21 protein-coding genes are annotated in these 20,646 nt (G+C 60.2%); 10 read left to right on the top strand and 11 right to left on the bottom strand.

What is annotated here, in order from left to right; translation table 11 throughout:
* Nucleotides 1-14 precede the first annotated feature (14 nt).
* Entirely contained in the window at nt 15-656 is a 642-nt protein-coding gene (locus C9383_RS18515) for an oxidoreductase (protein WP_090365631.1), read from the top strand.
* 67 nt (nt 657-723) lie between these two features.
* Here the strand turns inward: C9383_RS18515 and C9383_RS28570 are convergent, their stop codons facing one another.
* The 6 genes from C9383_RS28570 to C9383_RS18485 form a co-directional block, all read right to left on the bottom strand.
* Complete coding sequence (locus C9383_RS28570; RefSeq protein WP_107338874.1) at nt 724-852, bottom strand: YceK/YidQ family lipoprotein; 129 nt, start codon at nt 850-852, stop codon at nt 724-726.
* Nucleotides 853-1,057: 205 nt separating this feature from the next.
* Nucleotides 1,058-1,342, bottom strand: a complete 285-nt coding sequence (locus C9383_RS18505) for a YceK/YidQ family lipoprotein (RefSeq protein ID WP_060754739.1) — start codon at nt 1,340-1,342, stop codon at nt 1,058-1,060.
* Nucleotides 1,335-1,964 (bottom strand): flavin prenyltransferase UbiX, encoded by a 630-nt coding sequence (ubiX, locus tag C9383_RS18500; RefSeq protein ID WP_060754740.1) that lies wholly within the window; start codon nt 1,962-1,964, stop codon nt 1,335-1,337. Before ubiX ends, C9383_RS18505 begins: the two co-directional genes overlap by 8 nt.
* Nucleotides 1,961-3,310: a UDP-N-acetylmuramate:L-alanyl-gamma-D-glutamyl-meso-diaminopimelate ligase gene (mpl, locus tag C9383_RS18495; RefSeq protein WP_090365629.1), complete on the bottom strand. Its 1,350-nt coding sequence runs from the start codon at nt 3,308-3,310 to the stop codon at nt 1,961-1,963. Before mpl ends, ubiX begins: the two co-directional genes overlap by 4 nt.
* Before the next feature lie 154 nt (nt 3,311-3,464).
* Nucleotides 3,465-4,388, bottom strand: coding sequence for a hypothetical protein (locus tag C9383_RS18490; protein ID WP_090365628.1), 924 nt, complete (start codon nt 4,386-4,388; stop codon nt 3,465-3,467).
* 98 nt (nt 4,389-4,486) lie between these two features.
* Nucleotides 4,487-6,418, bottom strand: coding sequence for a sigma-54-dependent Fis family transcriptional regulator (locus C9383_RS18485; protein WP_090365626.1), 1,932 nt, complete (start codon nt 6,416-6,418; stop codon nt 4,487-4,489).
* Nucleotides 6,419-6,689: 271 nt separating this feature from the next.
* Between C9383_RS18485 and exaC the strand changes: the two genes are divergently transcribed.
* The 9 genes from exaC (at nt 6,690) to C9383_RS18440 (ending at nt 16,240) form a co-directional block, all read left to right on the top strand.
* A complete protein-coding gene (gene exaC / locus C9383_RS18480; RefSeq protein ID WP_090365625.1) occupies nt 6,690-8,210 on the top strand; it encodes an acetaldehyde dehydrogenase ExaC in 1,521 nt (506 codons plus the stop codon).
* 340 nt (nt 8,211-8,550) lie between these two features.
* A complete protein-coding gene (gene eat, locus C9383_RS18475; RefSeq protein WP_090365623.1) occupies nt 8,551-9,984 on the top strand; it encodes an ethanolamine permease in 1,434 nt (477 codons plus the stop codon).
* A 54-nt stretch (nt 9,985-10,038) separates the two neighbouring features.
* Nucleotides 10,039-11,433 carry an ethanolamine ammonia-lyase subunit EutB gene (locus C9383_RS18470; protein ID WP_060754746.1) on the top strand — a complete coding sequence of 465 codons (1,395 nt, stop codon included), beginning with the start codon at nt 10,039-10,041 and terminating at the stop codon, nt 11,431-11,433.
* Nucleotides 11,430-12,269, top strand: a complete 840-nt coding sequence (gene eutC, locus C9383_RS18465; RefSeq protein ID WP_060754747.1) for an ethanolamine ammonia-lyase subunit EutC — start codon at nt 11,430-11,432, stop codon at nt 12,267-12,269. Before C9383_RS18470 ends, eutC begins: the two co-directional genes overlap by 4 nt.
* A gap of 89 nt (nt 12,270-12,358) precedes the next feature.
* Nucleotides 12,359-12,817: a GNAT family N-acetyltransferase gene (locus tag C9383_RS18460; protein ID WP_060754748.1), complete on the top strand. Its 459-nt coding sequence runs from the start codon at nt 12,359-12,361 to the stop codon at nt 12,815-12,817.
* 325 nt (nt 12,818-13,142) lie between these two features.
* Entirely contained in the window at nt 13,143-13,796 is a 654-nt protein-coding gene (locus C9383_RS18455; RefSeq protein ID WP_060754749.1) for a DedA family protein, read from the top strand.
* Between the two features lie 6 nt (nt 13,797-13,802).
* Nucleotides 13,803-14,618: a M90 family metallopeptidase gene (locus C9383_RS18450; RefSeq protein WP_060754750.1), complete on the top strand. Its 816-nt coding sequence runs from the start codon at nt 13,803-13,805 to the stop codon at nt 14,616-14,618.
* A gap of 109 nt (nt 14,619-14,727) precedes the next feature.
* Entirely contained in the window at nt 14,728-15,255 is a 528-nt protein-coding gene (gene ppa, locus C9383_RS18445; protein ID WP_003176323.1) for an inorganic diphosphatase, read from the top strand.
* Nucleotides 15,256-15,469: 214 nt separating this feature from the next.
* Nucleotides 15,470-16,240, top strand: a complete 771-nt coding sequence (locus C9383_RS18440) for a LexA family transcriptional regulator (RefSeq protein ID WP_090365621.1) — start codon at nt 15,470-15,472, stop codon at nt 16,238-16,240.
* A gap of 307 nt (nt 16,241-16,547) precedes the next feature.
* Here the strand turns inward: C9383_RS18440 and C9383_RS18430 are convergent, their stop codons facing one another.
* The 5 genes from C9383_RS18430 to C9383_RS18410 are packed head-to-tail and all read right to left on the bottom strand — an operon-like array spanning nt 16,548 to nt 20,589.
* The gene (locus C9383_RS18430) at nt 16,548-17,705 is read right to left on the bottom strand and encodes a glutathionylspermidine synthase family protein (RefSeq protein ID WP_060755233.1); all 1,158 of its coding nucleotides are present in this window, start codon (nt 17,703-17,705) and stop codon (nt 16,548-16,550) included.
* Nucleotides 17,706-17,717: 12 nt separating this feature from the next.
* Complete coding sequence (locus C9383_RS18425) at nt 17,718-18,431, bottom strand: DUF1190 domain-containing protein (RefSeq protein WP_060755234.1); 714 nt, start codon at nt 18,429-18,431, stop codon at nt 17,718-17,720.
* Nucleotides 18,432-18,449: 18 nt separating this feature from the next.
* Nucleotides 18,450-18,878: a DUF350 domain-containing protein gene (locus C9383_RS18420; RefSeq protein ID WP_090365620.1), complete on the bottom strand. Its 429-nt coding sequence runs from the start codon at nt 18,876-18,878 to the stop codon at nt 18,450-18,452.
* A gap of 15 nt (nt 18,879-18,893) precedes the next feature.
* On the bottom strand, nt 18,894-19,568 hold the full coding sequence (locus C9383_RS18415) for a DUF2491 family protein (protein WP_090365618.1): 675 nt from the start codon (nt 19,566-19,568) through the stop codon (nt 18,894-18,896).
* On the bottom strand, nt 19,555-20,589 hold the full coding sequence (locus tag C9383_RS18410; RefSeq protein ID WP_090365617.1) for an ion channel: 1,035 nt from the start codon (nt 20,587-20,589) through the stop codon (nt 19,555-19,557). The genes C9383_RS18415 and C9383_RS18410 overlap by 14 nt, the downstream gene beginning before the upstream one ends.
* Between the last annotated feature and the right edge of the window lie 57 nt (nt 20,590-20,646).

Raw genomic sequence — 20,646 nt, 5'->3', positions numbered from 1 at the left:
AGGGGGGAAACACCATGTACCTGACACCTCAACATATCCTGTTGGCCGGAGCTTCCGGGCTGACCGGCGAGCATCTGCTCGACCGCTTGCTCAACGAGCCTACGGTGACCCGCGTACTGGCGCCGAGCCGCAAACCCCTGGCCGAACACCCGCGCCTGGAGAACCCTGTAGGTGACCCCGCCGTGCTTCTGCCGCAACTGGGTGGCCAGGTGGATATCGCCTTCTGCTGCCTGGGCACCACCATCAAGCAAGCGGGCTCGGAAGCCGCCTTTCGCGCCGTTGACCTGGACATGGTGGTGGCCTTTGCCAAGCGCGCACGGGAATTGGGCGCGCGCCACTTGATCGTGATCAGCGCCATTGGCGCCGATCCGAAATCCTCGATTTTCTACAACCGGGTCAAAGGCGAAATGGAGCTGGCGTTGAAGGCACAGGACTGGCCGCAACTGACCATCGTGCGGCCTTCGCTATTGCTGGGGGAGCGCCTGGAGCCGCGATTGGCCGAACAATTGGCCGGGCCATTGTCGCGATTGATCCCGGGCAAATACCGCGGCATCGAAGTCTGTGAACTGGCCCGCGCCATGTGGCGTCTGGCGCTGGAAGAGCAGGATGGCGTGCGGGTGGTGGAGTCGGACGAGCTGCGCAAGCTCGGCAAATAACCCATTTAAAGACCTGGCAACACAAAACCCTGTGGGAGGGGGCTTGCTCCCGATAGCGGCAGGTCAGTTACAGATAAGCTGACTGACATACTGCTATCGGGAGCAAGCCCCCTCCCACAATGGTTTTATGTTGTTTTGAAGCCCCCGACAGTGGCAACAACAGCGTATCCAAGACTGCGCTTGCCGGTAGATCCATGCCAGGGATGGAGTGCGAGTGCTGAAGTCGGATGAGCTGCGCACGCTCGGCAAATAACCCATTTAAAGACCTGGCAACACAAAACCCTGTGGGAGGGGGCTTGCTCCCGATAGCGGCAGGTCAGTTACAGATAAGCTGACTGGCACACCGTCATCGGGAGCAAGCCCCCTCCCACAATGGTTTTGTGGGGTTTTGAAGACTCAGGTCAGAGGCCACCCGTTGCGTTGAATCCTACGCCCAGTACCGTCAACACCGACAGTGGCAACAGCAGCGTATCCAGGACTGCGCTTGCCGGTAGGTCCACGCCAGGATAAGCCGGGGCCTCAGCGCCAAACCGGTCCTTGGCGCAGCAACCGCCGTTCATTGCATACAGGTCCAAGCGCGTGCCGGCATACACTACCGGCGCGCCCGGTTGCGCCGCATCCAGCGTGCGTGCGGTCGCGCAGCCCGTCAGTTGCAGCGCCAGCAACAGCAACAGCGCCTTATTCATCACTGCTCAGATGATGTTCACCCCAACGTGGCAGCATGTCCTGGGGAATATTCAGCAGGTTCAGAATGCGCGCCACCACGAAATCCACCAGGTCATCGATGGTCTGCGGCTGGTGATAGAAGCCTGGCGAGGCCGGCAAGATGGTCACGCCCATGTTCGACAACTTCAGCATGTGTTCCAGGTGAATGCTCGAATACGGCGCCTCGCGTGGCACCAGGATCAACTGGCGACGCTCCTTCAGCGTCACATCCGCCGCCCGCTCGATCAGGTTGTTACAAGCACCCGTCGCAATCGCCGACAAGGTACCGGTGGAACACGGCACCACCACCATCGCGGCCGGCGCGCCGGAGCCGGAGGCGACCGGCGACATCCAGTCTTCTTTGCCGTAGACCTTGATCTGCCCCGCCGCCGCACCGGTGTATTCGGTGAGGAACGCCTGCATCGTCTGGACCTTGGCCGGCAGCGCGACATCGGTCTCGGTCGCCATCACCAACTGCGCCGCCTTGGAGATCAGGAAGTGCACTTCACGGTCTTCGCGTACCAGGCAATCGAGCAGGCGCAGCCCATAGGGCGCGCCGGAGGCGCCGGTCATCGCCAGGGTGACGCGCTCGGGGCCGCTCATTTCAGCGCCTCGGCCAATTTACCGTGCAGGCCGCCAAAACCGCCGTTGCTCATCACCACGACGTGAGTGCCAGGCGTGACCCGTTGCTTGACGTGTTCGATGATGCCTTCGATCGAATCACAGACCTTCGACGGCACCGTGCACAGCGCCGCAATGGCCGGCAGGTCCCACCCCAGGTTGGCCGGCGCGTACCAGACCACCTGATCGGCGTCGTTGACGCTTTCCGGCAAGCCATCACGGTGCGCACCAAGCTTCATCGAATTGGAGCGCGGCTCGACAATGGCAATGATCGGCGCGTCGCCAACACGTTTGCGCAGGCCGTCCAGGGTGGTGGCAATCGCCGTCGGATGGTGGGCGAAGTCGTCGTAGATCGTCACCCCATTCACCTCGGCGACCTTTTCCATACGGCGCTTGACGCTCTTGAAAGCGCTCAACGCGGCAATCCCCATGGAAGGCACCACGCCCACATGGCGTGCCGCCGCCAGGGTGACCAACGCGTTGGCGACGTTGTGCTGGCCGGTCATGCCCCAATCGACGATGCCCTGGGACTCACCCTCAAACAGCACTTCAAACCTTGAACCGTCGTCGCTCAGCAGTTTGACCTGCCACTGCCCGTGCGCGCCGGTGGTTTGCACCGGGGTCCAGCAGCCCATCTCGATCACGCGCTGCAACGCAGGCTCAGTGGTCGGGTGGATAACCAGGCCTTCACTCGGGATGGTGCGCACCAGATGATGGAACTGCCGCTCGATCGCCGCCAGGTCAGGGAAGATATCCGCGTGATCGAACTCAAGGTTGTTCAATATCGCCGTACGCGGGCGGTAATGGACAAATTTGGAACGCTTGTCGAAGAACGCGCTGTCGTACTCATCCGCCTCAATCACGAAGAACGGCGTATCGCCGAGGCGCGCCGACACCGAGAAGTTCTGCGGTACACCGCCGATCAGGAAACCCGGGCTCATGCCCGCGTGCTCCAGCACCCAGGCCAGCATGCTGCTGGTGGTGGTCTTGCCGTGCGTGCCGGCCACCGCCAACACCCAGCGGCCTTGCAACACATGGTCCGCCAGCCACTGCGGGCCGGAGACATAAGGCAAACCTTTATTGAGCACGTACTCGACCGCCGGGTTGCCACGGGACATGGCATTGCCGATCACTACCAGGTCGGGCACCGGGTCGAATTGCGACGGGTCATAGCCTTGGGTCAGCTCGATGCCCTGTGCCTCGAGTTGCGTGCTCATGGGGGGGTAGACGTTGGCATCGGAGCCGGTGACATGATGGCCCAGCTCTTTGGCCAGAACCGCCATCGAACCCATGAATGTGCCGCAGATACCAAGAATATGAATGTGCATAGTCGACCTCGTAAAACATCGAGGCAGGTTAGCGCAGGGAGGGGCAAATGGCACTCTTTTACCTACACACGGCGCTTGCCCTGGCAGGCTGCCGCCCCCTCCCCCCGGAGTCCGATGCCCGGACACTGCGCCAGTACCCGACCAAACGCTATTATTAAACGACTTGCGCAGATTCCTGAGGCGCCTCTTCCTGCAAGACATTAAGCATACGAACAATCATTTTCTGGATAACTTCGTTTCTCTTATCCAGCACATCAAGGCGCGACGTCATGGAAGTTTCAGGCGTCAGCAATGGATTTTTATAAGGTTTGAAGATGAACTCGTTATGTTCGGCGAGCGCTTTCAAGGAAGTTTCGGCGGCGTCATATAACTTTTCCAGATGATCAAGACGTGCACTCGACTCAGTTGGCCAGCCTGCCGACTTATCCAAAGCAAGCCCCTTACCTCCCTCGGCAAATGACTGGATGGTATTAACCGTCAACAGCAGCTTTAATTCCGCGTTTTCCAGGCGTAACTGCAGATCTTGCGCCGATGGCTTGGGCAGCTCATTGCCCAAGCCTGCCACCCCTTTGGACTGTTGGCTGGGTGCCGGCTGGTGCGCCGCAGGCAACAAGGGCGTATTGGCGGAGAACGCGCCCTTGATCTGCTCACCACTCCAGACGGAGCCTGCATAGGTCGCAATGCTCAGGGGCGTGCTGGCCAGCCCATTGACCGCCGCATTGACAAAAGCGTCGCGGGTCACCGTTTTCAAGTCTGGCCCAGTCTTGAAAACACCCGCCTTGACCAAGCGATCCGCCGTGATCATGTTCTGTACAACGTCACCCATCGTCTTTGGAGCAGGGTGCGAATGTGAAGGAAGCTTGGCCCCCGCGGCACCAGGACTCTTCATATCCAACAAGAGTTTTTTGAAGTTCTGATTAGCTAGCACTCGATGGGGATCAGACGGAACGTTGGGCAAGTTCGTACGGGGAACAGGTAGGTACTTACCTGCAGTACCCGCAGCAGGTACCTCGACTTTTGGCGGGCTGATTTTATGGAGAGCACTTTTAAACGGGTTAAAAATAGCGGGAATTCTCATAGCAATCACCTTATTGAGCCAATCATTCAGTGGCACTCAATAAGTGGATAAAAAAATTCCCCAGTTCCACATATCCACACACAGTAGAAACTACATAATTACCCCTGTTCACGTTTAATACGCAACTCGACGCCATACTTACGCAACTTTCGATAGAGGGTATTACGGCTGACCCCCAACTGCTCGGCGGCACGGGTCATCTGCCAGCGCTGTTGTTCCAGGACGCTGACCAACGCCAGGCGCTCGGCATCCTCCAGCATCGAGCGGGACGGCACATCCGCCACGCCTTGGCGCGTTGACGCCTGGCGAATCATGGCGGGCAAGTCATCCAGGCCGATCCATTCGTCATCGCATAACGCGACCAACGTGCGTAACACCGTACGCAACTGCCGCACATTGCCCGGCCAGGCGTACGCCAACAGTGCCTGGCGCGCTGCGGCGTGCAGCGAAACCGGCTGCCCGCTGGCTTCCTGCTCCAGCACAAACGCCAGCAACTGCTCTTTATCACTGCGCTCACGCACTGCGGGCAAAGAAACTTCCAGGCCGTTCAGTCGATAGTACAAGTCCTCTCGAAAGCTGCCTTCCTGCACGCGCTCAATCAGATTGCGGTGCGTGGCGCTGACAATTCTGACATTCACCGCCTGGGGCTCGCCGCCCAGGGGCACCACCATGCGATCTTCCAGCACCCTCAAGAGCCGCGATTGCAACGCGAGCGGCATGTCACCGATTTCATCGAGGAACAGCGTGCCCCCGTCGGCCTGTTGCAACTTGCCCTGCATGCCTTCCTTACGGGCACCCGTGAAGCTGCCGGCACGATAACCAAACAGTTCACTTTCAATCAGGCTTTCCGGGATGGCCGCACAGTTGAGGGCGATAAAGGCTTTATCGGCGCGCTGACTGGCCTGGTGCACGGCCTTGGCGAACGCTTCCTTGCCGGACCCGGTTTCACCGCTGACCAGCAACGGTACGTCGCGCTCGAAAACCCGCAGCGCCTTGCGAAAATCGTTTTGCAGGGCCGGATCGCCCAGGCAGATCCCCGGTTGGCGAGGCGGCTCGGTCTTCACCGCAGGAACCGGCATGGCGACCGGTACGCTGCGCGACTGCCCCCTCACAGCGGCGAACAACTGCCGGCCATCACGGGTGCGCAGCGGCCAACTGGCCGTGGCATTGGCGCTGGCCCGGCCCAGCAGCAAGTCCAGGGAGCAGTCGAAATAGGCTTCCACCGGCTGCCCCAACAGGCCACTGCGCCCCTGCCCCAGCAGGTTCAATGCGCTCTGATTGACCGCACAGATACGCCCGTCGCCATCGAACGCCACCAGCCCTTCACTGAACAGCCCCACCGACTCGGCTTGCAGGTGAAAGCGCAACAGCCAGTGATGTTCAAAATGCCGCAGGAAATAGCAGCTCTCGATCATCTTCGCCGACAGGTTCACCAGCGCCATGGTGTGGAACTGGCTCTGGCGCGACACCGCCTCCCGCGCGGATGACACATCCAGCACCGCGAGCAATTCACCTTGCGGGTCGAACACCGGGCTCGCCGAGCAGGTCAGCCCGGTATGACGGCCGCGAAAATGCTCGTCGCGGTGAATGGTCAGGGACTGGCGCTCCACCAGGCAGGTGCCGATGCCATTGGTGCCCTCACAGGCCTCGCTCCAATCGGCGCCGAGCCACAGCCCGGCGCGCTCGAAAATCTTGCGCTCGGACGGCGCGGTCACACAGTTGAGGATCACCCCGCGCGCATCGGTGAGCAGCACGGCATGGCCGGCGCCCGATAATTGCTGGTGCAGGCTGTTCATTTCGCTGCCCGCAATGTGCAGCACTTGTTGCAGGCGCTCGCGGCTTTCCAGCAGGCGGCCGTGTTCAAGCACGGTGGGGGCGAGGGTCTGGGCGGGGTCGAGGTGATAGTCCTCCAGGCAGCGCAGCCAGGAGCGGGCGATGGACGGGTCGCTGCCCGGGCCCTGGGAAAGGTCTTGCCCACGGGTGACGGTCAAGACTTGCTGGGCATGGCGACTGAAATGATCGTTGTGCATGTTCTTATTATTCTCCCTGCGTGAGAACAGCCAGCATCCCCCAGCCATCCGACCATTGCAATCCCGGGCAGACTCACCGGTCACAGGCTGTATCGCGTGTGGCACAAACTGTCACACCGCCTGTACCAGCTACGTCACAGCAATGCCTTGCAACAAACCCTAACCCCTTGATTTGCCTGGCTCGCGCAGCAGTGGCCCAACCTTTGCTCTACGCTTTATCAAGCGCTTTGCGCTGCACTCCAATAAACATAAAAGCCAGGAGATACCCACCATGCGTTACGCACACCCCGGTACTGAAGGCGCGATCGTTTCGTTCAAGGCCAAGTACGGCAACTACATTGGTGGCGAATTCGTTGCGCCTGTCGAGGGCAACTATTTCACCAACACCTCGCCGGTCAACGGCAAGCCTATCGCCGAATTCCCCCGTTCCACAGCCAAAGACATCGACAAGGCGCTGGACGCCGCCCATGCCGCCGCTGACGGCTGGGGCAAGACCTCGGCCCAGGACCGCTCGCTGGTGCTGCTGAAAATCGCCGACCGCATCGAGCAGAACCTCGAACTGCTGGCCATCACCGAAACCTGGGACAACGGCAAGGCCGTGCGTGAAACCCTCAACGCCGACATCCCGCTGGCCGCCGACCATTTCCGCTACTTCGCCGGTTGCATCCGTGCCCAGGAAGGCACTAGCGCCGAAATCAACGAACACACGGCCGCCTACCACTTCCACGAACCCCTGGGCGTAGTCGGCCAGATCATCCCGTGGAACTTCCCGCTGCTGATGGCCGCGTGGAAACTCGCCCCGGCCCTGGCCGCCGGCAACTGCGTGGTGCTCAAGCCTGCCGAGCAAACCCCGCTGGGGATCAACGTGCTGCTGGAAGTGATCGGCGACCTGCTGCCGCCGGGCGTGCTGAACGTGGTGCACGGTTTCGGCAAAGAAGCCGGCGAAGCCCTGGCCACCAGCAAGCGCATCGCCAAGATCGCCTTCACCGGTTCCACGCCGGTGGGCTCGCACATCATGCATGCGGCGGCCACCAACATTATTCCGTCCACCGTTGAACTGGGTGGCAAGTCGCCGAACATCTTCTTCGAAGACATCATGAAGGCCGAGCCTTCGTTTATCGAAAAAGCCGCCGAAGGCCTGGTGCTGGCGTTCTTCAACCAAGGTGAAGTGTGCACCTGCCCGTCGCGGGCGCTGGTGCAAGAGTCGATCTACGACGACTTCATGAAGGTGGTGATGAAGAAGATCGAACAGATCAAACGCGGCGACCCGCTGGACACCGACACCATGGTCGGCGCCCAGGCGTCCGAGCAGCAGTTCGACAAGATCCTGTCCTACCTGGATATCGCCAAGGGCGAAGGTGCGCAACTGCTGACCGGCGGTAAGGTCGAGCAGCTCAGCGGCGACATGGCCGGCGGCTATTACATCCAGCCGACCCTGCTCAAGGGCAACAACCAGATGCGCGTGTTCCAGGAAGAAATCTTCGGCCCGGTGGTGAGCATCACCACCTTCAAGGACGAAGCCGAAGCCCTGGCCATTGCCAACGACACCGAGTTCGGCCTGGGCGCCGGTGTATGGACCCGCGACATCAACCGCGCCTACCGCATGGGCCGGGCGATCAAGGCCGGTCGCGTGTGGACCAACTGCTACCACCTGTACCCGGCGCATGCCGCGTTTGGCGGTTACAAGAAATCCGGCGTGGGCCGTGAAACGCACAAGATGATGTTGGATCACTACCAGCAGACTAAAAACTTGCTGGTCAGTTACGACATTAATCCGTTGGGCTTCTTCTAACTAATACCCCTCTCCTGCATTTGAAATGCACTCAACTGTGGGAGGGGGCTTGCCCTAATGCCAGTCAGTTAAAGGGTGGGATGTAGAACACATCATCTGTAGTGAGCGGGCTGGCCCCGCGCTGGGTGGCGCAGCCGCCCCAAACCCAGGCACCTCGGTCCTCCTGAAATACCGCGGCGTCTTTGTTGGGGCGGCTTTGCCACCCAGCGCGGGACAAGCCCGCTCACTACAGAGTTTGGTGCGGCAGGTTCTCTTAACTGACTGGCATTAGGGCTTGCCCCCTCCCACATTCGGCACACAGAGGCCGAGTTAAAAACAATAAGAATGGAAGGTACTTCCCATGCCTAGCGAACCCACGAGTTCTTCCGTCGACTTCGAAAAAGTCGACTCCGAATACTTCCAACAACGCGAACTGAAAAAAGGCGCCGCCGGCTGGGTACTGCTGGTCGGCCTTGGCGTTGCCTATGTCATCTCCGGCGACTACGCCGGCTGGAACTTCGGCCTGGCCCAAGGTGGCTGGGGCGGCATGTTCCTGGCGACATTGCTGATGGCCACCATGTACCTGTGCATGTGTTTTTCCCTGGCCGAACTGTCGTCGATGATCCCCACCGCCGGCGGCGGCTACGGGTTTGCCCGCAGCGCCTTCGGCCCTTGGGGCGGGTTCCTCACGGGCACCGCCATCCTGATTGAATACGCCATTGCGCCAGCCGCCATCGCGGTGTTTATCGGGGCTTATTGCGAGTCGCTGTTCGGCATTGGCGGCTGGATGATTTACCTCGCGTTCTACGTCATTTTTATCGGCATCCACATCTTCGGCGTGGGCGAAGCCCTGAAGCTGATGTTTGTGATCACCGCCATCGCAGCCATTGCCCTGGGGGTGTTCCTGGTGTCGATGGCGCCGCACTTCAACGTCGCCAACCTGTTGGATATACCGGTGACGCAAGCCAAGGGCGCCAGCACCTTCCTGCCCTTCGGCTACGTCGGGGTGTGGGCGGCGATCCCCTATGCGATCTGGTTTTTCCTCGCCGTAGAGGGCGTGCCCCTGGCCGCCGAAGAAACCAAGAACCCCAAGCGCGACCTGCCTCGGGGCCTGATCGGCGCCATTGTGGTGCTGACCAGTTTCGCCTTGCTGATTCTGGTCATTGCACCCGGCGGCGCGGGCACCTATGCGCTGATCAAGTCGGGTAACCCGCTGGTTGAAGCGCTGGCGCTGTCCTACGGCGGTTCGACCTGGATGGGCGGCTTCGTCAACCTGGTTGGCCTGGCCGGGTTGATCGCCAGCTTTTTCTCGATTATCTACGCGTATTCGCGGCAGATCTTCGCCCTGTCCCGCGCCGGTTACCTGCCGCGCAAACTGTCCCAGACCACCAAAAGCAAAGCACCGGTCTTTGCCTTGGTGATCCCCGGCATCATCGGCTTTGGCCTGTCGCTGACCGGCCAAGGTGATTTGCTGATTCTGGTGGCGGTGTTTGGCGCGACCATTTCCTACGTACTGATGATGGCCGCGCACATCACCTTGCGCATTCGCCGCCCCAAAATGGACCGTCCGTACCGCACACCGGGCGGGATCTTTACCTCGGGTGTCGCCCTGGTGCTGGCCTGCGTGGCCGTGGTGGCGGGCTTTCTGGTCGACCCTCGCGTCGTCATTGGCGCCGCGATCATCTATGGAGTATTAATTGCTTACTTTGCTTTCTACAGCCGGCATCACTTGGTAGCAGGCACGCCGGAAGAGGAATTCGCGGCGATCCAGGCCGCGGAAGCCGCCTTGCACTGAAATGCCGTAAACCTCGGCGCGGGCGCCTTGCCCGTGCCGCCAAGGAGACACTGTATGGCAAGTTTTTCTCACGCGGTGGGTACGCAAACCTACCGCTTTGACAGCCTCAAGGACGTGATGGCCAAGGCCAGCCCTGCACGCTCCGGGGATTTTCTTGCCGGCGTGGCCGCGCAGAACGACGGTGAACGGGTGGCCGCGCAGATGGCGTTGGCGAATATCCCGCTTAAGCACTTTCTGCAGGAAGCGCTGATCCCGTATGAAAGCGATGAAGTCACCCGGCTGATCATCGACACCCATGATCAACAGGCGTTTGCCGCCGTCAGCCACCTGACCGTCGGTGGCCTGCGCGATTGGCTGCTCAGCGACGCCGCCGATGAACAATCCCTACGCGCCCTGGCGCCAGGGCTGACACCCGAAATGGCCGCCGCCGTATCGAAGATCATGCGCGTGCAGGACCTGGTGCTGGTGGCGCAGAAGATCCGCGTGGTCACAAAGTTTCGCGGCACCCTGGGCCTGCGCGGGCGCTTATCCACCCGCCTGCAACCCAACCACCCGACGGATGAACCGGCAGGCATCGCCGCGAGCATTCTCGATGGCCTGCTCTATGGCAATGGCGACGCCATGATCGGCATCAACCCGGCCACCGACAGCATCGCCTCGATCTGCGCCATGCTGGAAATGCTCGACGCGATCATCCAACGCTACGAAATCCCCACCCAAGCCTGCGTGCTCACCCATGTCACCACCTCCATCGAGGCGATCAACCGTGGCGTGCCGCTGGACCTGGTGTTTCAGTCGATTGCCGGTACCGAGGCGGCCAACGCCAGTTTCGGCATCAGCCTGAGCGTGCTGCAGGAAGGTTACGACGCCGGCCTGAGCCTGAACCGCGGCACGTTGGGCCAGAACCTGATGTATTTCGAAACCGGCCAGGGCAGTGCCTTGTCGGCCAACGCACACTTTGGCGTGGACCAGCAAACCTGCGAAACCCGTGCCTACGCCGTGGCGCGGCATTTCAAGCCGTTTCTGGTCAACACAGTCGTAGGATTTATCGGCCCGGAGTACCTGTACAACGGCAAACAGATCATCCGCGCCGGCCTTGAAGATCACTTCTGCGGCAAATTACTGGGCGTGCCGATGGGTTGCGACATCTGCTACACCAACCACGCCGAAGCCGACCAGGATGACATGGACACCCTGCTGACCCTGCTGGGTGTGGCCGGGATCAACTTCATCATGGGCATCCCGGGCTCCGACGACATCATGCTCAACTACCAGACCACCTCGTTCCACGATGCCTTGTACGCCCGCCAGACCCTGGGGCTGAAACCGGCACCGGAGTTTGAACAGTGGCTGGCGAAAATGGGCATCTTCACGCAAGCCGACGGCAAGGTGCACTTCGGCAACAGCCTGCCACCAGCGTTTCGCCACGCCTTGGCGCAATTGGGATGAAGGAGCCGCCTGTGCAACCCGTAGAACTCCCCGACAACCCCTGGCTGGAACTGCGCCGCCTGACGCCGGCGCGCATTGCGCTGGGCCGCACCGGCACCAGCATTCCCACCCAGGCGCAGCTGGATTTTCAATTCGCCCACGCCCAGGCGCGTGACGCGGTGCACTTGCCCTTCGACCACGCCGGCCTGAGCCGCCAACTGGCCGAACGTGGCCGTGACAGCCTGTTGCTGCACAGCGCCGCCGTCGACCGGCATATGTACCTGCAACGCCCGGACCTGGGGCGACGCCTGAGCGATGACTCGGCGCAACAGTTGCGCGACTACGCGAGCGCCCACCCTGGCGGGGTCGACCTGGCCGTGGTGGTCGCGGATGGTTTGTCGGCGCTGGCGGTGCATAAACATACGCTGCCATTTCTGACGCGCATGGAAGAACAGACCCACATCGAAGGCTGGTCTTTGTCTCCCGTCATTCTGGTGGAACAGGGCCGTGTGGCGGTGGCCGACGAAATCGGCCAATTGCTCGGCGCCAAGATGGTCGTGATCCTGATCGGTGAACGTCCAGGGCTAAGCTCGCCAGATAGCCTGGGGCTGTATTTCACCTACAACCCCAAGGTCGGCCTCACCGACGCTTACCGTAATTGCATCTCGAATGTGCGCCTGGAGGGGCTCAGTTACGGCATGGCGGCTCATCGCCTGCTTTACTTGATGAAAGAGGCGTGCCGCCGGCAACTGTCGGGCGTCAACCTCAAGGACGAGGCGCAGGTTCAGACCATCGAGTCAGATGATCCGGACCTGATGAAAGGGAATTTCCTGCTTAGCCCAGCGGATGACCGATAGCCGCGTGATTGCGCTTTTTAGCGCCATTAGGCAGCATCGAGTCACGGCCGCTTGCGTGGTCATCCCCCCATTTGACGTCGAGGCCTGACATGCGGATTACTCAAGCGACCCTGGAACACCTGGACCTGCTGACGCCCCTGTTCGTCAAATACCGCGAATTCTACGGCGCACTGCCGTTCCCGGACTCCTCGCGAAACTTCCTGGAAAAGCGCCTGCGGCGCAAGGAGTCGGTGATTTACCTGGCCCTGGCGGATGACGACGACAAGAAACTGCTGGGGTTCTGCCAGCTGTACCCAAGCTTTTCGTCGTTGTCGCTCAAGCGCGTGTGGATTCTCAACGACATCTACGTCGCCGAAGACGCCCGCCGACAACTGGTGGCGGACAACCTGATGCGCACGGCGAAGAAGATGGCCAAGGAAACCCAGGCGGTGCGGCTGCGAGTATCCACCAGCAGTGACAATAAGGTGGCGCAGAAGACCTACGAGTCGATCGGGTTTCGTGAAGACACCGAGTTCAAGAACTATGTATTGCCGATCAGTGAAGACTGACCGCAGAACACCCTCAATCACCTGTGGAAGGTGACCTGTGGGAGGGGGCTTGCTCCCGATAGCGGCAGGTCAGCCAATCGATGTATCGACTGACACTGCGCTATCGGGAGCAAGCCCCCTCCCACATCTCCCGCACCTGAATTGATGTATAGCTTTGATAATCGCGACATCCCCCGCTACAAAACCAACACGCTTTTCACTTGCCGATCCGTATAATGCGGGCCTCTTTCGGTTGTAAGAATCACGACATAAGCTTGTAGCCCAACTTAACCGTAGCCCCCCCGCACTGGCCTGCTGAGCCGGGCCATTCACACAGGTGCCTTTCATGGATTTCAACCCGCTCGACCTTATCCTGCATCTCGACGTGTACCTCGACATGCTGGTGAAAAACTACGGTGTGTGGATCTACGCCATTTTGTTCCTGGTTATTTTTTGTGAAACCGGCCTGGTGGTCATGCCATTCCTGCCAGGTGATTCGCTGCTGTTCATCGCCGGCGCCGTCGCCGCAGGTGGCGGCATGGACCCGGTGTTGCTGGCCGGCCTGTTGATGTTGGCGGCGATCCTGGGGGACAGCACCAACTATGTGATCGGACGAACGGCGGGAGAACGCTTGTTCAGTAACCCGAACTCGAAGATCTTCCGCCGCGACTACCTGCAAAAGACTCACGATTTCTACGACAAGCACGGCGGCAAAACCGTGACCCTGGCGCGTTTCCTGCCGATCCTGCGCACCTTTGCCCCGTTCGTCGCCGGTATCGCCAAGATGCCTTACCCGCGCTTCTTCGGGTTCAGCGTGTTCGGCACCGTGATCTGGGTCGGTGGCCTGGTGACCTTGGGTTACTTCTTCGGCAACGTGCCCTTTATCAAGAAAAACCTGTCGTTGCTGGTGGTGTTCATCATTCTGCTGTCCCTGGTGCCGATGATCATCGGCGTGATCCGCAGCCGCTTCGGCAACGCTTCCTCCGAAGCCAAGCCCTGATCACCGATGTGGTCCCTCAGCGCCTGGCGTCGCCGGCGCCTGCTGGCCAAGCACCCGATTGCCGATGACACCTGGCAGCGGGTGCGCCACCACCTGACCTTCCTCGACGGCATCAGCGCCGAGCAAGACCAGTGGCTGCGCGAAGCCTGCGTGGTGTTCCTCGCCGAAAAGCACCTCACCGCCCTGCCCGGCGTCGAACTGCATCAGGAACAACGCCTGCTGCTCGCCGCCCAGGCGCAACTGCCCTTGATGAATCTGGGAGACCTGGACTGGTACCAGGGCTTCCATGAAATCGTGCTGTACCCCGACGACTTCCTGAGCCCGCAGCGCCATCGCGATGCCAGCGGCGTCGAGCATGAATGGGACGGCGAACACAGCGGCGAGGCCTGGCAACAAGGCCCGGTGATCCTCGCCTGGCCCGGCGTCCTGGCCAGCGGCAACTGGGAAGGCTACAACCTGGTGATCCACGAACTGGCGCACAAACTCGACATGCTCAACGGCGACGCCAACGGCCTGCCGCCGCTGCATCACGACATGCGCGTGCAGGAATGGGCCAGCGTGATGCAAAGCGCGTTTGATGACCTCAATCGCCAACTGGACGCCAACCCGGACGCCGAAACCGAGATCGACCCCTACGCCGCCGAAAACCCGGCGGAGTTCTTCGCCGTCACCAGCGAATATTTCTTCAGTGCCCCGGATTTACTGGTCAGCCATTATCCGCAGGTATACGCGCAACTCAGCCGTTTTTACCGCCAGGACCCGCTGGAACGCCTGGTCCGGCTGCAAGCCCATGACCCGCGCTACTCGCCGCACGGCGAATGAGCTTACGACGTCTGGCGCATGGCATCAGCGTCAGAATATGCCTATAATCGCCGCCACTTTTAGGCCAATCCGGCCAAGTTTCTTGGCCAATTAACGGGGGCAACGCCCAATGAGCTACAGCAAGATTCCGGCTGGCAAAGACCTGCCGAACGACATCTACGTCGCCATCGAGATTCCGGCCAACCACGCGCCGATCAAATACGAAATCGACAAAGACAGCGACTGCCTGTTCGTTGACCGTTTCATGGCCACCCCAATGTTCTACCCGGCCAACTACGGTTTCATCCCCAACACCCTGGCTGACGACGGTGACCCCCTCGACGTGCTGGTGGTAACCCCTTACCCGGTGACCCCAGGCTCGGTTATCCGTGCACGCCCGGTCGGCATCCTGAACATGACCGACGATGGCGGCGGCGATGCCAAAGTTATCGCAGTCCCCCACGACAAACTGTCCCAGCTGTACGTGGACGTGAAGGAATACACCGACCTGCCACCACTGTTGCTGGAACAGATCAAGCACTTCTTCGAGAACTACAAAGACCTCGAAAAAGGCAAATGGGTGAAGATCGACGGTTGGGGCAACGCAGACGCCGCCCGCGCCGAGATCATGAAGTCGGTTGCCGCCTACAAAGGCTGATACCGGCTCTTCATTGCTTAGGCAATACAAAAAAGCCCCGACTATTCGGGGCTTTTTTATGCATGAAATTAAACACCAAGTTCAACTAACAACTACCGATGTTTAATATCCTGAAACTATAGAAAAATCCGGCTACAACCCAGTAAAAGCCTACAAGCGCAATTCAACGCATAGTTTATTTGATTAGTTTTCCCGGCCAGTAAACTCTGCGTTTATGAATACATCAGGTGATCGTTTAAAAGCGCTATTACGGGAAGTTCATCTTTCCGCCTCCGACTTCGCCAAGAACCGCGGCGTCACGCCTCAACACGTGAACAACTGGTTCAAGCGCGGCGTCCCCATGGGCCGACTCAACGAGATCGCAGAGTTGTTATGCGTCTCCAGCCGGTGGCTGAACACCGGCCTGGGCCCCAAACATCCACCGGCCAACTTCCTGTTGGACGGCCCCACTGCAAGGACTGCACTCACCCGCGAAGACACCGGCAAATACCTCACAGGCCCGGCCTGCCCTGCGGAAAAACTCGACGTGGAGATCCCCCTCCACCCCACATTCACCTCCACCGAACGCATCCGCGTCTCCCGGCACACCCTCGACCTCCTCACAGTAAACCCTGACCGCGCCTGTGGCGCCTACATGGTCGACAACAGCATGATCGAGATCATCCAACAAGGCGCCACCCTCGCCGTCGACCGTGGCCGCACCCAAATCATCGACGGCGAAATCTACGCCGTCGAACACGACGGCATGCTACGCATCAAATACCTCTACAACCGCCCCGGCGGCGGCCTGCGCATGCGCAGCCACAACGCCGCCGAACACCCCGACGAATACCTCACCTACGAACAACGCTTCGAACAGAACTTTGAGATCGTGGGCTGGGTATTCTGGTGGTCCACCCTCAACAACCGCCGCCCACCCGTGCCGCTGGATGACCAGCTTTTGGGCTGGGAAGGCTCTAAATCGGAACCGGAGGTGGGCAATTGAGGTGAATGTGGGTATCATGCGCGGCACATTGGGCAGGGGAGGCTTTCAGCCACACACCCTGCCAGGCGAAGCGGAGGAGTTCCCGCGGATGCCCCTACTATTCAGCCAGACGCGATGTTGGCTGAGCGATTTGAAGGCTGCTGAGGTTTGTCAAAAACAAGCTGAGGCAGTCCCCGAGAAGCCGGCCACAAGCCGGCTTTTTAATGCCTGTAAAAATCCCAAACCAACTGTCCAACAGCTGTTGGACAGTTGAATGACAAAAAGCGTAAGGCGTGCTTATTGTCCATCACCAGCCCGACAGGCTTTCTCAGTCCAATATCAAGTGCGGCAAAAACCGGCTCGAATCCTTGGTAATCAGACTATTGTCCTCCCGCACGCCGATGCCTGCGGCCTGATCGCCAATCACCCAAGAGCCAATCAGCGTGTAGCTGTCGCCAAACCGTGGCAGTGGCGCAAACTCTTGAAGGATAAACGGCGCATCCGTGTAAGGCCCGTCCTCTTTCACGATCAGGCCGTCAGCGGTTTGCAGCTCAATATTCGCACCTTCCCGCGAGAAGAACGGCTTGCGCACCCAGCCCTTCGGCACGGCCTTGCCGGGGTCGGTATCCAGGTGGGACGCGAGCAGATTCGGGTGGCCTTTGTTGAACTCCCACAACAGCGGCAGGATGCCTTTGTTGGAGAGGATGGATTTCCAGGCGGGCTCGAAAAACTGCGTGTCACTCTGGGCGATCGCCGCACCAAAAGGCTCGTGGAAGATGAATTCCCAGGCGTGCAGTTTGAACAGGTGGGGAATCCAGCGATCTTCGAGATCGACGAAACGGCCTTCACTGGTCAGGCCGATGTCTTCGATGTCGATGTGGCGCGATTCGATGCCGACTGTTTCCGCGACCAGGCGCAGGTAGTCGGTGGTGCCCTTGTCTTCGACCGAGTCTTTCATCGAGGCGAAGTAGAACGGCTGCTTGACCTGCAACTGGGCGAAAGCCTGGTGCAGTTTGGTGTCGATGCTGTTGAACTGGTCGGCATGCTTGGGCAGCAAGCCACGCTCGATACATTGTTCCAGCCAGCCCCACTGGAACGCCGCCGCTTCATACAAGCTGGTCGGTGTGTCGTAGTTGAGTTCCAGCAACTTGGCCGGCCCGGCGCCGTTGTAGGAGAAGTCCATGCGCCCATACAAGTGCGGGTGCCCTTCGAGCCATGAGGTTCGGATCATGTCGAAGAAGGCTGCGGGAATGCTCAGGCGCCCGAGCAGCTCTTCGCTGTGGACCACGCGGGCCACGAGGTCCATGCACATGTCATGGATCTCGGTGGTCGGGTCTTCGAGGTCTTGCTCGATTTGCTTGAGCGTGAACTGGTAATACGCGCGCTCGTCCCAGTAGGGTTCGTCGTCAATGGTATGGAACAGAAAGCCGAGGCTTTCGGCCGTCTGTTTCCAGTCATGACGCTCTGCGCAATGGATCTTCTTCATGGCCAGATTTCCTTAACTGCTCGACCCGCCGCCACCCCAGCCGCTGCGTGCGCTGGCCTTGCTGCCAAAACCGCCACGGGAGGTGGACGATGCAACGGACACCGGCTTGCTCGAAGAGCGCAGCGTGTTCGAGTAGTTGCTGCTGCCGTACCGGGCCTGGTTCGAGCGGCCGAATGTAGCCCCATTGGACACGCGCTGGTTGAGCGTCGAGGAGGCGTAGTTGCCGCGATCATCGCGATAGCGATACACCGGCTCGGAGCTGTAGCTGTTGCGGTTGTTGCTCAGCATGTTGCCGATCAGCAGCCCGGTCAGCAGGCTGCTGGTGGAGAAGCCGGAGCCGCCACCGCTGGCTTGCGCGCCAGCCACTTGGGCGTTGGCAGCGTCGACCTGGGACTGTGTCACCTGGCCCGCCGCGGTCAGTTCGAAACCGCCCAGCCTGGGGATGAACTTGCCGGTGGAGTCCTGCTGGCACCAGTCGGCGACAAAGTCGGCATCGCAATCGGCCTGGCTGTCGTACACCGGCGCAATGCGGCGGTGCTCAGCCATGGCCGTCATGTAGGCATCCGAACAGACGTCCACCGGAAGCTTTTCATCGGCGCATTGCTGAACCGACTGGAAGTTGTACTTCTTCTGCAAATCGTAGGTTTTTTCCGTCGGCCCACAACCGGATATCGCCATGGCGACCGACGCAGCCAGCGACAGCTGGACATACTTGCTTCGTTTCATCAAAGGCTCCGTGCGTAATCAGTTCTGGGTAGGCGTCATGCACGCGGCATTCAACATGCCGACGCTGATGGCGACGGCGGCCACGTAGATACCGGCCGCGAGCTCGCCGTTCTTGATGCGCTCGGACGTGCCTTTGAGCACCAGGCTGGTCAGCAGAAACGCCAACAGCTGGACGACGGCTGCGATCACCGCCCAGACGGCGAAGTCGAGGAGGTTGATCGAGTACGCAATCACATTGCTGGCCGGAATCGCGAAACCGATAATCGCACCGCCCAGCGCGACCGCCGCCGCCACGTTGTTCGCACGGATCAGCTCGAACTCCTTGTGCGGAGTGACGCGGGTGTAGATGAACTGGAACAGGCCGAATAGCACGGCAGCCCCCAGGATGTAGATGACAAACCCGAACACGGCCGCTTTGTTCAGGGAAATAGAGAGAGCTTCGAGCATGGACTTCTTCCTTTTTTAGAGCACATTCAAATCGGTTGTGTACAGCGAGATGCCCAGCGACGTGCTCAGGCTGACGGTGCCTTCAGCGTCTTCCTCGACGGAGAACAGCAGGAACTCCCGGCGATCGGTCAGGCCGGTATCACGGGCATATAGCATCGAGCGGTGCTCGACGCTGTAGGAGGTCTCGGGGTTTATCACCTGCTCGCTCATCGCCACCAGTTCTGTCTGGCCATTTTCGCTGCCCCACACGCGCGCGTATTCGACGCCGTCGTGGGTGTAGGTCGGCAACCCGATCAGGCTTTGCGGGCCGGCCAGCCGACGCAGTTCCGCTTCGCTGCTGAGGGTGACGTAACTCAGGTAGTTGAACAGGATCACTGACTCCACCTGGCCGGCGATGTCGCCCGTGGTGTGCACCTGCAACCAGTAATCTTCATCGTTCATGTAATAACGCGACAGCCAGGTCGACTGCCCGAGGTCAATGGTGCCGTTGCTCCAGATTTCCTGGGAGCCGGGTATGACCACTGTGGTTTGCCCGTCGAGCAGCAACTTCAGGCTGCTGTCGAACATCACACCTTTGCCCGGCGCCAGGCCCAGCGGCCCGGTCGTCGGCAGCGGTTCGGCGGCGGCCCGGTTCGCTGGGGTATTCGCGTTCGGGGCCTCAAGCCCCATCAACTGTTTAAACCATCCCATTGGAGATTTCCTTGAGGCGGGTGGAGGCGATGTAGAAAAGTTCGCCGCCTTCAACACGCGTGGCGCTGGGCGGGTTGATCGACGGTTGCTGGGCATCTTTGGCGCGATAGCCGATGAGCGTGGCGTTGTGCTGTTCTTTCATCCGGGTGTACAGGTCGCCGAAGGTGGCTTCAAAGGCTTCGGGCAACTTCATCAGGTATTGGGTGGCACCTTGCCCCACGCACAGCAGCTCATTAATGACCACCGACGAGCCCGGATCCTGAGAGGCGCGCACCAGCATCTCGATAGCCATGCTTGAGGTGCACTCCAGGCGGGGTGCATAGGAGCTGGCCAGTGCGGCGATTTCACTGTCATTGAAGTGGGCGACCACATGCCCGACAGGATTGAGTTGGTTCACCGCCAGCACGGTGGCCAGGGTCAGATCGTCAGAGGGGGTTCGCACCAGCACGCGCTCTGCACCGGGTACCCCCGCACGCAGCAATAACGCGATGGAGGACAGGCTTTCGCCGCGGATGAATGCCGCTTTGCCCGGCATCGGGTTTTCGTCGAGGGTGCAATCGCAGATGACGATCAGGTTGTCGTTCGAGGTCTCGTCCTGCAGCAACAACTCAATGACCCGCTCACTGGATGCACCTTCCCAGCCGATGAGCACGGTATGGCCGACCTTGCCGGTGAAATCGCCTTTTCCCTTCATGCCTTTTCTCCATGCATCGATGACACTGCTGGTGGTTTTACCGATGGCTGCGGTCAGCAGCGCGATGCCTCCGAGCATGACCCAAGCCGCCACGAACACTCGGCCTGCCGAAGTCTGCGGCGCAAGATCGCCATAGCCGACGGTCAGCGTGGTGGTGAGATAGAAGTAAACAAATGTGGCGAGAGCGGTCAGGTGTTGTTCGCCCAGATACACCAGGCCCAGATAAGCCGTGCTCAGGTGGACGCCCAAGGCAATGACCAGACCTGCCCAGCCGAAACGGTGAAAAAGGGAGGAAGCGTACATGCGCAACAGAAGAAAAATCGACATTTCGTCCCTGGTTCCCTGGGTTCTTGCTTCCTGATGTCGTCGCCTCGGCATCTGGAT

Source organism: Pseudomonas palleroniana, from assembly GCF_003031675.1.
In the GTDB taxonomy this organism is placed as follows: domain Bacteria; phylum Pseudomonadota; class Gammaproteobacteria; order Pseudomonadales; family Pseudomonadaceae; genus Aquipseudomonas; species Aquipseudomonas palleroniana.
Note: the sequence above shows the minus strand (reverse complement) of the source record. Positions and strands in the feature narration are given on the sequence as shown.